General features: G+C 62.6%; 12 protein-coding genes. 8 read left to right on the forward strand and 4 right to left on the reverse strand.

What is annotated here, in order from left to right; genetic code table 11:
• Positions 1-40 precede the first annotated feature (40 nt).
• On the forward strand, positions 41-808 hold the full coding sequence (locus U2H20_RS03420; RefSeq protein ID WP_430593095.1) for a DUF6498-containing protein: 768 nt from the start codon (positions 41-43) through the stop codon (positions 806-808).
• Here U2H20_RS03420 and U2H20_RS03425 read toward each other — a convergent pair.
• Positions 750-1,754: a Gfo/Idh/MocA family protein gene (locus U2H20_RS03425; protein ID WP_430593096.1), complete on the reverse strand. Its 1,005-nt coding sequence runs from the start codon at positions 1,752-1,754 to the stop codon at positions 750-752. The genes U2H20_RS03420 and U2H20_RS03425 overlap by 59 nt on opposite strands.
• Positions 1,755-1,865: 111 nt before the next feature.
• Between U2H20_RS03425 and U2H20_RS03430 the strand changes: the two genes are divergently transcribed.
• Positions 1,866-2,417: a hypothetical protein gene (locus U2H20_RS03430; protein ID WP_430593097.1), complete on the forward strand. Its 552-nt coding sequence runs from the start codon at positions 1,866-1,868 to the stop codon at positions 2,415-2,417.
• Between the two features lie 204 nt (positions 2,418-2,621).
• A complete protein-coding gene (locus U2H20_RS03435) occupies positions 2,622-3,128 on the forward strand; it encodes a glutathione peroxidase (RefSeq protein ID WP_430593098.1) in 507 nt (168 codons plus the stop codon).
• 42 nt (positions 3,129-3,170) lie between these two features.
• On the opposite strand, the gene U2H20_RS03440 is transcribed toward U2H20_RS03435, so the two are convergent.
• Positions 3,171-4,202, reverse strand: a complete 1,032-nt coding sequence (locus tag U2H20_RS03440) for a LacI family DNA-binding transcriptional regulator (RefSeq protein WP_430593099.1) — start codon at positions 4,200-4,202, stop codon at positions 3,171-3,173.
• A 207-nt stretch (positions 4,203-4,409) separates the two neighbouring features.
• Between U2H20_RS03440 and U2H20_RS03445 the strand changes: the two genes are divergently transcribed.
• The 5 genes from U2H20_RS03445 (at position 4,410) to sufU (ending at position 10,024) form a co-directional block, all read left to right on the forward strand.
• A complete protein-coding gene (locus U2H20_RS03445; RefSeq protein WP_430593100.1) occupies positions 4,410-5,639 on the forward strand; it encodes a sugar ABC transporter substrate-binding protein in 1,230 nt (409 codons plus the stop codon).
• Between the two features lie 84 nt (positions 5,640-5,723).
• Positions 5,724-7,304: an ABC transporter permease subunit gene (locus U2H20_RS03450; RefSeq protein ID WP_430593101.1), complete on the forward strand. Its 1,581-nt coding sequence runs from the start codon at positions 5,724-5,726 to the stop codon at positions 7,302-7,304.
• A complete protein-coding gene (locus U2H20_RS03455; RefSeq protein WP_430593102.1) occupies positions 7,301-8,221 on the forward strand; it encodes a sugar ABC transporter permease in 921 nt (306 codons plus the stop codon). Before U2H20_RS03450 ends, U2H20_RS03455 begins: the two co-directional genes overlap by 4 nt.
• A gap of 37 nt (positions 8,222-8,258) precedes the next feature.
• Complete coding sequence (locus U2H20_RS03460) at positions 8,259-9,554, forward strand: aminotransferase class V-fold PLP-dependent enzyme (RefSeq protein ID WP_430593103.1); 1,296 nt, start codon at positions 8,259-8,261, stop codon at positions 9,552-9,554.
• Positions 9,551-10,024 carry a Fe-S cluster assembly sulfur transfer protein SufU gene (sufU, locus tag U2H20_RS03465; RefSeq protein WP_430593104.1) on the forward strand — a complete coding sequence of 158 codons (474 nt, stop codon included), beginning with the start codon at positions 9,551-9,553 and terminating at the stop codon, positions 10,022-10,024. The genes U2H20_RS03460 and sufU overlap by 4 nt, the downstream gene beginning before the upstream one ends.
• 87 nt (positions 10,025-10,111) lie before the next feature.
• On the opposite strand, the gene U2H20_RS03470 is transcribed toward sufU, so the two are convergent.
• The gene (locus tag U2H20_RS03470) at positions 10,112-10,897 is read right to left on the reverse strand and encodes an ABC transporter permease (protein ID WP_430593105.1); all 786 of its coding nucleotides are present in this window, start codon (positions 10,895-10,897) and stop codon (positions 10,112-10,114) included.
• Positions 10,894-11,847, reverse strand: coding sequence for an ABC transporter ATP-binding protein (locus U2H20_RS03475; protein ID WP_430593106.1), 954 nt, complete (start codon positions 11,845-11,847; stop codon positions 10,894-10,896). Before U2H20_RS03475 ends, U2H20_RS03470 begins: the two co-directional genes overlap by 4 nt.
• Between the last annotated feature and the right edge of the window lie 35 nt (positions 11,848-11,882).

An 11,882-nucleotide genomic window follows, 5' to 3' on the forward strand; every position in this document is an offset into this window, starting at 1 on the left:
CGCTTCTCTACGATCAGAGCATGAACTCACGGGGCATGGCATGATCGGGCGGATCGCACAGGGGCTGTTGTACCTCGCGGTCCCCCTGATCGGACTGTTGTGGTTTGGATGGGATTGGCGTCAGATCCTGGTGCTCTACTGGCTGGAGAATATTTCGACGGCGGTCGTCGCATCGATCAAAATGCACCGCGCGCCGATCGGTCTCCGGGCTGGCCGAGGCGTTCGAATGCGAGTGAACGGCCGCGAGGTCCGATCGATCGGCACGGGTGTGCTGACCGGCTTCTTCCTCCTGCACTTCGGAATCTTCACCTTCGTGCACGGCGTTTTCGTGACCCTGTTGGTCCTCGGCGTGTTCTCGAGCGACCCCCTCGGTCTAGCCGCTGGAACTCCATTCGGTCTGAGCGCCTTCGAGCCTCTGCCCTGGGTGCTGCTCTTGTCTGCGTGGATCGTGGGCTCGATCGTGCAGGTTGTGTTCGCCCTGACGAACCAGCAGCAGTCGAACGTCAGTGCGGGAGCCTGGATGCTCCTGCCCTACCTTCGGTTGTTCCCCCTGCACTTCACCGTGATTCTCAGCGCATTCCTGCTCTCGCTCTTTCCCGAGTCGCCGATCGTCGCGATCATTCTGATAGTGCTGCACCTCGTCTTCGACATTCTGGGTGCGGTGATCGAGCGGGTGTTCGAGCGGCGTGCATCCCGGCGAATCGGCGAGGGACTCTCGGGAGCCCAGAGCGAATCGAACGGATCCCTCCTTACTCGCCCGGGAAACGCAGACCGAACTGTGCCCGAGCAGCGTCGAGAGTCTCCATGACGTCGATCGAATCAGCGTTCGACATGATCTCGCTCTGACCCCCGCCTGTCCGCACGAGTCGTTCGACTTCGAGCGCCTGGTAGAGCATGCCTCGACCACGGTGCGGCACGGCAACCTCTTCGATCAGATTGTCGTCCGCGTCGATCACGCTGAACGAGGTCGGACCATGCCAGCGGTTTCCGAGTTCGATCCTGGCGTCGGTGCCGGCGATCATCGCTCGGGATGCGCCTTTTACCTGTGAAGCAGCCGTCACGACCGACTGTGTGCCGGCCGCATGTTCAAGAATGAGCGAGACACGCTCGTCAACACCCGTTGCTCCAAGGATTCCCGATGCGAGGACGCGACTGGGGGCTCCGAGGAAATGCAGGGCAAGCGAGATCGGGTACACCCCCAGATCGAGGAGCGCGCCGCCACCGAGATCAGGGTTGTTGATCCGGTGCTTCGGATCAGCCGAAAGCTTCATCGAGAGATCAGCGTGGACGGTAGAGAGCTCGCCGAGCACGCCGTCCGAAATTCGCTGACGGATCTCGCTCATGTGGGGTAGGAATCTCGTCCACATCGCCTCCATCGCGACGACGCCCGCTGCAGCTGCCGCCTCGAAAATCTCGCGAGCCTGACTCGCGTTCAACGCCACCGGCTTTTCGATGAGGACGTGTTTTCCCGCGGCGATCGCAAGGAGGGCCTGCTCGTGATGGAAGGGGTTCGGAGTAGCGATATAGACAATGTCGACACTCGGGTCGGCGACGAGTTGCTCGTATCCGGAATGCGCCCGCTCGATCGAGAATTGCGCCGCGAATGCATCAGCGGAATCCTGAGAGCGCGAGCCGACGGCAGCGACAGAACGACCTCCTTCAATGAGGTCGGTGACGAACGACTTGGCAATTCCGCCAGGGCCGAGAATTCCCCAGCCGAGACCGGAGGGTGCAAGTACGCTGCTGTCGCTCATGAGTGTTCCTTTCGGCGATCACCGGTGACCGCGCATCCTTCAAAAGCGTAGCGCTCGACTCCTGACGATGCGCAAGCGCGTGGCGAACCACGCCTCGTGTACGGTCGAAGTATGGAGCCGAAGCTGACACCATCTCACGTATCCACTCTCCGTGTTCCTCGCGCGCTCGCGCTCGGCGCAGTGCTCGCACTCGGGTTAACCGCCTGCGCGACGGGTCCGAGCGCTCCCGAGAACACCGTTACCCCGCAGCCCTCCACCTCTGCGACGATTGCGCCCGAGGACGACGACGTTCCTCAGACGGACGCTGGTGAGAGCATCGCCGAAGAGACCTTCAGTGGTCTTCCCGACTCACTCGAAGGCCTCGATCCCGATGCGATGATGGACGGCGGCACGATCGTCACCTGGGTCGACCAACCGACGACCTTCGCGGTCGTGACCTGGGGCTCGTCAAGTTGCGTCCCGGTGATCACGGAGGCCTGGAGCCCCGAACTCGGTGCGATCAACCTCACCGTTGAACCCGCTACAGCAGAAGTCTGCACCGCCGACTTCGCACCCGCCACCCACGTGATCCGCACCCCCGATGGCGCTGGCGAAGCACCGCTCGATGTGACGATCGAATTCACGGGAGACAACCCCTCGACCGAGACGTTCACGCTCGAATAAGTGATTCCGATCGTCGGCGCCGGGAACGCTCGCGGTGTTCCGGGCGCTCCGAGTGACCTCGCGCGAGAGCAACGCACGCTCACAGAGAACACGTCGGTCTCATGGCCCCCTTGCCTCGGCGGAATGCCAGGATGAAGAGGAAGAACCCAAGTTTCTTGAGCCTCGCTCGCGAGGTCTCGACGTAGGCGAAAGATCAGGTGCTCCATGACAACTCTCAACGACATCAGTGTCACGATGCTCGATGGCCGGGCGACGACCTTCGGCGAGTGGTCCGACAAGGTCACACTCGTCGTCAATGTCGCAAGTCGCTGCGGTCTTGCGCCCCAGTACGAAACCCTCGAGGCGCTGCAGCAGCAGTACTCCGGGTCCGGCTTCACCGTGCTGGGAGTTCCGAGCAACCAGTTCCTCCAAGAGCTCGGCTCAAGCGAGAAGATCGCCGAGTATTGCTCAACGACCTGGGGCGTGAGCTTTCCGATGACCGAGAAGGTCGCCGTGAACGGTCGGAACCAGCACCCGCTGTACGCAGAGCTCGTCAAGGCAGAGGACGATCAGGGCAAGGCTGGCAAGGTCAAATGGAACTTCGAGAAGTTCTTGGTGATGCCCAGTGGCGAGATCATGCGATTCCGCCCGACGACGCTGCCTGACGACCCGAAGATCATTGCAGCGATCGAAGCGAATCTGCCGAGCACGGCCTCCGAGGTCAACGAGTAGCCACACCACCACCGTGCGACGCTGCTGAAGCGTCGAACGCGCTCAGTTGGCGTGCGTCGTATGCCGCGCTGTCGAGTCTCGAACGACGAGCGAAAACGGCAGTTCCTCGCGAGCGGGAGCCGCGGCTGCGCCTTCGACCTGGTCGACGACGTGCTGCGCGGCCCAAACGCCCTGCATCTTGACGTTCTGGTCGACCGTCGTCAAGCCATAGACCTCTCCGAGCGGGTGGCCGTCGACTCCAACGATCGAGACCTCCTCCGGAAGACGAAAACGGAGTTGCTGCGCTGCCAGGATTGCGCCGATCGCCATCTCATCGCTCGCTGCGAAAATCGCGGTCGGCGGATGCTCGAGCCCGAGCAGCTGGAGCGCGGCAGCGCGACCGCCTCGAACCGTGAAGTTCGCGGGCTGCGTGAGCGAGGGATCGCTCACGATCCCGGCGTGTTCGAGTGCGTTTCTGTAGCCGCGCAATCGCTCGGCCGGAACGTGAAAGTCGGCGTCGAACTCGGGAGCGCCACCGATGTGCGCGATCCGTGTGTGACCGAGCCCGATCAGGTGCTGGGTCGCGAGCCGAGCCATACCCTCTCCGTCGCCGCGAAGTGACGGGAGCGCACCGAGCGCACCGCCAACGAGGATGATCGGGATTCCAAATCGTTGCAGGGTGTCGAGCTCGTGGTCGATCTCTACTGCAACGACCACGAGCGCATCGACCGCGCGTCGTCGAGCGAGGGAAGCGAAGAGCGCTCCCCTGTCTTCGATGTCGTTTGGTACTGAGTAGAGCGTGAGCGAGTAGCCGCGTCGGGCGAGTTCCTCGGCGACTCCGCTCAGCACCGTACTGAAGTACCAGCGACCGAGCGAAGGCGTGATCACGCCGATGCTGTGCATCTTTCCCGAGGCGAGGCCAGAAGCGCTTGCAGAAACGGCGTACCCGAGTTCATTTGCGATCGAGAGCACTTTGTCGCGCATGGCGGCAGAGACATTGGTTTTGCCGCTGAGGGCGCGCGAGACGCTCGCCGTGGAAACTCCGGCAGCCTGTGCAACGTCATCGATGCCCAGCACTCGTTCGCGCTCATTCATGGACTCACCGTAGATTGCAGAGCCACTCCAACGCAAACGCTGTCATTGGTAACGATGTTGTTGGGACACGCCAACGCACTTGTCAATGTCCATATGGTGTTTCATACTGTAAGCGCTTACAGAATGTAAGCGTCCGAAGAGGATGATCTCTTCTCATGGCTGTCCGCCGGAGAGATCACTCCGGTCCACAGCATGAAGGGGTCACCAATGAGGGTGAACACGCGAATCACGACAACTGGAGCGGTCCTTGCCGCCTCCGCACTGATCCTCACTGGCTGCGCAAGCCAGGGCGACGGTGGCAACAACGAGAACACCGGAGGCGGCTCCAACGAGCAGAGCCTCACCGTGTGGGTCGACGCAGAACGCGTCGCAGCACTCGAGGGTGTTGTCGCTGCCTATGAAGAAGAAAAGGGCATCGACATCAACATCGTCTCGAAAGACGCCGCGAAGATGAAGGACGACTTCAGCCAGCAGGCATCGACCGAGACCGGCCCAGACATCGTCATGGGCGCACACGACTGGTTGGGCGAACTCGTGACGAACGGGGTCGTCGCACCGATCGAACTCGGAGACTCCTCCTCCAACTACCTCGACGTCGCCGTCCAGGCCGCGAGCTACGAAGGCGCGACCTACCTCCTGCCGTTCTCAGTCGAGAACCTCGCCCTGCTTCGCAACGCCGACCTCGTTCCCGAAGCTGCCGCCAACTTCGACGACATGATCGCGAAGGGTGAAGCCGCCGGCGCGGAGTACCCGTTCATCGTTCAGCAGGGCGCCGAAGGCGACCCGTACCACCTCTACCCCTTCCAGACAGCATTCAATGCACCGGTATTCGGCCTCGACGCTGAAGGCAACTACAACTCCGAGGACCTGCAACTCGCTGAAGGTGAAGGCTTCGCCACGTGGCTGGGTGAGCAGGGCGCGAACGGAACCATCTCGACCGAGATCACCGGCGACATCGCGAGCGAGAAGTTCCTCGCAGGCGATGCAGCGTTCTGGCTGACGGGCCCTTGGAACGTCAGCGTCGCAACGGAGGCGGGCATCAACCTCGCGGTCGATCCGATCGCGTCCCCGAGCGACATGCCAGCATCGCCATTCGCCGGCGTCAAGGGCTTCGTCGTCAACGAGTACAGCGACAACAAGGTCGCCGCGAACGACTTCCTGGTCAACTTCGTCGGTACCGAAGAAGTACAGACCGCGCTCTACGAGTCGAGTTCCGTCGTTCCAGCGCTCACCGCCTCGGCTGAAGCCGCAGCGTCCGACCCGATCGTCGCCGGATTCCTGGCAGCTGGCGAGCAGGCCGTACCAATGCCAGCGATCCCTGAGATGGGTTCGGTCTGGGAGTTCTGGGGAGTCACCGAGGCTGCGATCCTCGGCGGAAGCGACCCGGCGACCTCCTGGCAGAAGCTCGTTGCTGACGTGCAAGGCGCGATTCAGTAATCCTGCACTCGCGGTGGGTGCCCTCGCATTGAGGGCGCCCACCGCTGCATCGCTCACACACTCGGTCGACTCGGAAGCTCAGCAATGACCACATCGCCCCCACGAGGCATGCGTACCTCGAAAGCGCTCATGCCCGAAACGCGCATCGGCCCGTTCGTCTTCAAGATCATCCTGCTCGCGATCTTCGACGCGCTCGCGGTCATGCTGCTCATGATTCTGCTCTCGCAGGGCGACATTGCACTGTTCGTCGTGGTGCTGATCGCGGCGATCCTGATCAACGTCGTGTACCTCGTGAAGGGCCTCCTCCCTGCGAAGTACCTCACGCCCGGCATCGTGTTCCTGTTGATCTTCCAGGTCTTCACGATCGGGTACACCGGCTACATCGCGACGACGAACTACTCCTCGGGCCACATCCTCACGAAGGACGACGCCGTGCAGGCGCTCCTCAGCCAGAACCAGCAGCGAGTCGAGAACTCCTCCGCGTACCCGCTCGTGGTCGTGGAACAGCTCGGCGGACTCGGCTTCCTCGTCCTCGATGAAGACGGGGATGCACTGCTCGGCACCACCACCAGCCCGCTCGAGCCCGTCGACGCCGACTTCGACGGCGACACCCTGCTCGGTGTCCCCGGGTGGACGACCCTGAACTTCTCCGACGTCCTGCAGCGGCAGTCGGAAATCTTCGCGCTCACCGTTCCGGTCTCGGATGACCCGAACGACGGCAGCCTCAGAACCCTCGACGGCAGCACCGCCTACCTGTATCTCTCCACCCTCACCTACGACGAAACCGCCGGAACTGTGACGAACGCGGAAACCGGAGCCGTCTACACCGACGCGGGCAACGGCGCCTTCGAAACTGCGGACGGCGAGCAGATCCTGCCGGGTTGGCGCATCAACATCGGGGCGGAGAACTTCATCACCGCGTTCACCGAAGAGGGCATCCGCGATCCCCTGATCAAGGTCACGATCTGGACCTTCGCATTCGCATTCCTGTCGGTCGCGACGACGTTCGCGCTCGGCCTGTTCCTCGCGATCGTCTTCAACAGCCCCAAGATGCGCGGTCGGAAGATCTATCGCACGATCATGATCCTGCCCTACGCGTTCCCCGCGTTCCTTGCGGCACTCGTCTGGGCCGGGATGTACTCCACCAGCTTCGGCTTCTTCAACCAGGTGCTCCTCGGTGGTGCAGCGATCCCCTGGCTCACCGACCCTCTCCTTGCGAAGATCGCGGTCCTGCTGTTGAACCTCTGGCTCGGCTTCCCGTACATGTTCCTCGTGTGCATGGGAGCACTGCAGTCGATCCCCGACGAACTGACCGAGGCCGCCACCTCCGATGGCGCACGACCGTGGCAAGTGTTCCGACTCATCAAGTTCCCGCTGCTGCTGGTGTCCGTGGCGCCGCTCCTGATCTCATCGTTCGCGTTCAACTTCAACAACTTCAACCTGATCTACATGCTGACCGGTGGTGGGCCGCGAGACTTCGACGCGAGCATCCCTGTCGGTGAGACCGACATCCTGATCTCCATGGTCTACAAGGTCGCCTTCACCGGCCAGGACCGTGACTACGGACTCGCAAGCGCCTTCTCGATCATCATCTTCGTGCTGGTCGCCACCATCTCAATCATCAGCTTCCGACGGACGCGCGCTCTCGAGGAGCTGAACGCATGACAACCACCACGCAGAGCCAAGGCACGGGCCGAGCCGGCGAATTCATTCCGACCAAGCGAGCTTTCAATTTCAAGCGATGGTTCTTCGACACCGGCTGGCGACACGTCATCGGCGTCATCGCCTCGGTGTATGCGATCCTTCCGCTGCTCTACATCTTCTCCGCCTCCCTCAACCCGAACGGAACGCTGACCGGCAGCAACGCTCTGTTCAGCGCAATCGGGTTCGACAGTTACGCACGAATTCTCTCGAGCGAGACCTTCCCCTTCGCCACCTGGTTCGCGAATTCGCTGATCGTCGGACTCGTGACGGCAGCGGGCACGGTGTTCCTCGGTGCACTCGCGGCATACTCGTTCTCCCGGATGCGCTTCCGCGGTCGTCGGGTTGGACTCATGAGCCTCATCGTCGTACAGATGTTCCCGCAGCTCCTCGCGGTCGTCGCGGTCTTCCTGCTCGTGACACGGCTGGGCGACATCGTTCCTTGGCTCGGCGTCAACAGCCACGCTGCGCTCATCGCCGTCTATCTCGGCGGCGCCCTCGGTGTGAACACGTACCTCATGTACGGATTCTTCAACACCGTGCCCTCCTCGATCGACGAGGCGGCAAAACTCGACGGCGCAGGGCACGCCCGAATCTTCTTCACGATCATTCTCCGACTCGTCGCTCCGATTCTCGCCGTCGTCGGACTGCTCTCGTTCATTGCAACGATGAACGACTTCGTGATCGCGAGCGTCATTCTGGTCGCGCCCGAAAAGCAGACGCTTGCCGTCGGGCTCTACCAAATGGTGTCGAATCCGAACTACGCCGACTGGAGCGCCTTTGCCGCCGGAGCGATCATGGCCGCGGCCCCCGTCGTCGCGCTCTTCCTGTTCCTGCAGAAGTACATTGTCGGCGGGCTCACCGCCGGTTCAGTGAAATAAAGCAATCCGCCATCTGAATCCGAGAGAGAATGGTCGGATGGAACTCCATTCGAGCGCGCCTTTCTCCGACGATGATGCTCGAGCAGTTGCTCGCGACTTCGCCTATCTGCAACAGCACGTCGACGGTCGAGCGCTCGCCTATCTCGACTCCGCTGCGACGGCCCAACGGCCCGCAGCGGTGCTGGATGCCGAGCGCTCCTTCAGCGAACTGCACAATGCCGCGGTTCACCGTGGAGCGAGCAGCGCAGTCGGTGCCGCAACGCTCGCCTTCGAAGACGCGCGCGAAACCGTTGCGCGATTCGTGGGTGCCGAGCCGAGCTCCATCATTTGGACGGCGAACGCAACCGACGCCCTCAACATGGTCGCGCTCGGGATGGCAGATGCGAACGCTGGCCTCGGCGACCCTGCTGCTGACATCTTCCGACTCGGGCCCGGTGACGAAATCCTCGTGACCGAAGCCGAACACCACGCGAACCTCATCCCCTGGCAACGACTCGCGCAGCGTACCGGCGCGCAATTGCGCTGGATCCCGGTTCGTTCCGACGGAACCTGGACGATCGACGACGCGCGTGCTGCGATCTCCGCCTCGACGAAGGTCGTCGCCTTCGCGCACGTGTCGAACGTGACGGGTCTCCTCGCACCGGTCGAGGAACTCACCGCGCTCGCACATGAGCACGGTGCGCTCGTCGTGCTCGATGCTTGCCAATCCGTGCCGCACCTTCCGGTCGACTTCGCAGCACTCGGTGTCGATTTCGCCGCCTTCTCCGCGCACAAGATGCTCGGACCGAACGGCCTCGGTGTGCTCTACGGACGCCCAGAGCTCCTGGCTGCGCTGCCGCCCGCACGAACCGGTGGTTCCACCATCACCACGGTGACCATGAAACGCGCCGAATTCCTGCCCGCGCCGCAGCGATTCGAGGCAGGAACGCAGGCGGTCTCGCAGACCGTCGCGCTCGCCGAAGCAGTGCGCTACCTCGAACAGCACGGTATGGAGCGCATTGCAGTCCGCGAACACGAGCTGCTCGGGAGATTGCTCGACGGCATCGCTGGCATTTCGGGCGTCCGAGTACTCGGACCGAGTGAGCGAGCAGCGAGAGTTGCGCTCGTGAGCGTCGATGTCGAGGGTGTGCACGCACACGATGTCGGGCAGATTCTCGATGAGCACGGAGTCCTCGTGCGCGTCGGCCACCACTGTGCACAGCCGCTTCACCGAGCACTCGGTATTTCCGCGTCGGTGCGGGCGAGCGTGCATCTCTACACCTCGAACGACGACATCGACCGATTCGTCGCGGGCCTGCAGGAAACGCAACGCTACTTCGGAGTCTCGGCATGAGCGGCGCGCTGGATTCGCTGTATCAGCAGCTCATCCTCGAACACTCGAAACGCCGGGTGGGCGAAGGATCGCTCGACCACGCGGATGCCTCGCACCACGAGCTGAACCCGAGCTGCGGAGACGAGATCACCGTCGAAGTTCGGCTCCACGACGGTCGCATCGCGGCACTGGCGTGGCAGGGTGCCGGGTGCAGCATCTCGATGGCCTCGGCATCGGTGCTCTCAGAACTAGCGGCAGAGGAATCGCTCGAGGAATTCACGAGACAGCTCGATGCATTCCGAGCGATGCTGCAATCCCGCGGTGCCGGAACTCCAGACGAGGCGGTCCTCGGCGACGGGATCGCGTTCCACGGGGTCTCGAAGTACATCATGCGGGTCAAGTGCGCCATGCTCGCTTGGATCGCGCTCGATGCGGCGACGAAGAAAGCGCTGGCAGTGCACGGCACTGATTCTGGCTCGACGAACGCCTGATCGAGCCTCGCGCCCGGCGAATCCTAGGTCCCGCGAACCCTAGGTCCAGCAAAACCCAGGCCCGGCAAACCCTAAGTTCCGCGGACCCTAGGTCCAGCGGAACCAGCGCGCTGCAACGAGATTGCACACCAGGATCCAAGCAGTCAGCACGAGCACCGGCTGCAGTTCGAATGCTCCCCCACCCCAAGGACCACTGATCGCAGCAATGGCGGCTCCGAACGGCATGAATTCTCCGACCGTAGCGAGAAGTTCGGGAAGCATCGTGGCCGGTCCGAACATGCCGCCCGTCGCGCCCATGCCGAAGAACAGAACGAGACCGATTGCGATCGCCGAATTCGGGGTCGGAGCGAGGGCCGCGATGAGCATGCCAATCGAATACATCGCGGCTGCCGCCAGGGCAACTGCGCCGATTGCGGCCCAGAGTTGCACTGGCGGACGAATTCCGAACGCAAGGATCGCAACCCCCAAAGCGAGCCCGATTCCGACCAGGGCCTGCAATACGCTCACGGCAACCTGCGCAATGAGCACCATGCTCGGTGAGGCAGGAGTGACAGCGAGTCGTTGCAGGATTCCGGCTCGACGATAGTAGGTCAGGAAGCTCGGCATATTGATGACGCCGATCGAAGCGATAATGATCGCGAACGTCAACGGCATTACGTACAGATCGAAGATCGTTCGACCACCGGTCCCCTCAACGACCGTCTGCACACCGTCGCCGAGCCCGTTCATCACGAGAATGAGCAGAGGAAGGCCGAGCGGGAGCAGGAGCCCCGCCGTGTCGCGCAGCACCATTTTGAGCTCGGCGACAATCAACAATCTCCAGGCACGAAGTCCTGGTCGAGCTGCACCGCGGCTTGTGTTCGAGATCGTCATGCTGCTGACTCCTGTTCCTGATGCGCGGCACTCTCAGGCGCCGCGGCTGCGAGCAACGCGAGAAACGCGTCTTCGAGATTCGGGTAGACCACGCGTCGCTGATGTATCGCGATCTCCAGGGACTCCAGCGCACGCTCGACACTCTGGAGAGAATCGGCTGCGACTTCGAGCTCGAATCGATCGTGTCGAACCGCAACGTCTCGGACCCCGTCGATGCTCCGCAGATCTTCGAGCGAGGCGAGGTCATCGGAAGCGAAGCTCAGCCGCACGAAGTCGCCGAGTTGGCGCACAAAATCGGCGGGTGAGCCCTCCGCGAGCACAGTGCCCTCATGGAGCACGAGCACTCGGTCGCAGAGCCGTTCGACTTCGTCCATATGGTGGCTCACGAGCACGACTGTGACGCCCTCATCTCGCACACTCTCGACGAGCGCCCAAATCGCTCGACGACCATCGGGATCGAGCCCGGTTGTGAGTTCGTCGAGCAGCAGGATGCGCGGATCGCCGAGCATCGCAAGAGCGATCGACAATCGTTGCTGTTGACCGCCGGAGAGGTTCTCGAACCGCGTGCTCGTGGAGTCTTCGAGTCCGACGGCGCGAATCACCTCCGAGGCGCTTTTTCCTCGACGGTAGAACGAACGGTAGAGCGCCACGATCTCCCCGACCGTCAGCGCCGCGTGCAGTTCTGCATCCTGCAGTTGCACCCCGAGGACCTGACGAAGCGCAGCGCGGTTCTTTCGTGGGTGCAATCCCGCGACTGCGATCGAGCCTTCGCTCGCGCTGAGCAGACCAGCGATGACGCGGATCACGGTGGATTTCCCGGCCCCGTTCCGACCGAGGATTCCAAAGATCTCGCCCGGCCCGACGGAAAAACTCACCTCGCGCAACGCCCGCACCGTGCGGTAGCGATGACCGAGACCCTCAACCGTGATGATCGCCTCGTGCACATCCATCTCTTCACTCCTCATCTTCTGGTTCTCGCCGTGTT

Origin of the sequence: Humidisolicoccus flavus, from assembly GCF_045689595.1 — a bacterium.
In the GTDB taxonomy this organism is placed as follows: Bacteria; Actinomycetota; Actinomycetes; order Actinomycetales; family Microbacteriaceae; genus Humidisolicoccus; species Humidisolicoccus flavus.

Excerpts from the sequence above, each read along its gene's own strand:
- U2H20_RS03450 (WP_430593101.1), top strand. The coding sequence starts at position 5,724 with ATGACCACATCGCCCCCACGAGGCATGCGTACCTCGAAAGCGCTCATG.
- sufU (WP_430593104.1), top strand. The coding sequence starts at position 9,551 with ATGAGCGGCGCGCTGGATTCGCTGTATCAGCAGCTCATCCTCGAACAC.
- U2H20_RS03440 (WP_430593099.1), bottom strand. The coding sequence starts at position 4,202 with ATGAATGAGCGCGAACGAGTGCTGGGCATCGATGACGTTGCACAGGCT.
- U2H20_RS03425 (WP_430593096.1), bottom strand. The coding sequence starts at position 1,754 with ATGAGCGACAGCAGCGTACTTGCACCCTCCGGTCTCGGCTGGGGAATT.
- U2H20_RS03460 (WP_430593103.1), top strand. The coding sequence starts at position 8,259 with ATGGAACTCCATTCGAGCGCGCCTTTCTCCGACGATGATGCTCGAGCA.
- U2H20_RS03470 (WP_430593105.1), bottom strand. The coding sequence starts at position 10,897 with ATGACGATCTCGAACACAAGCCGCGGTGCAGCTCGACCAGGACTTCGT.
- U2H20_RS03420 (WP_430593095.1), top strand. The coding sequence starts at position 41 with ATGATCGGGCGGATCGCACAGGGGCTGTTGTACCTCGCGGTCCCCCTG.
- U2H20_RS03430 (WP_430593097.1), top strand. The coding sequence starts at position 1,866 with ATGGAGCCGAAGCTGACACCATCTCACGTATCCACTCTCCGTGTTCCT.
- U2H20_RS03445 (WP_430593100.1), top strand. The coding sequence starts at position 4,410 with ATGAGGGTGAACACGCGAATCACGACAACTGGAGCGGTCCTTGCCGCC.
- U2H20_RS03455 (WP_430593102.1), top strand. The coding sequence starts at position 7,301 with ATGACAACCACCACGCAGAGCCAAGGCACGGGCCGAGCCGGCGAATTC.
- U2H20_RS03435 (WP_430593098.1), top strand. The coding sequence starts at position 2,622 with ATGACAACTCTCAACGACATCAGTGTCACGATGCTCGATGGCCGGGCG.
- U2H20_RS03475 (WP_430593106.1), bottom strand. The coding sequence starts at position 11,847 with ATGGATGTGCACGAGGCGATCATCACGGTTGAGGGTCTCGGTCATCGC.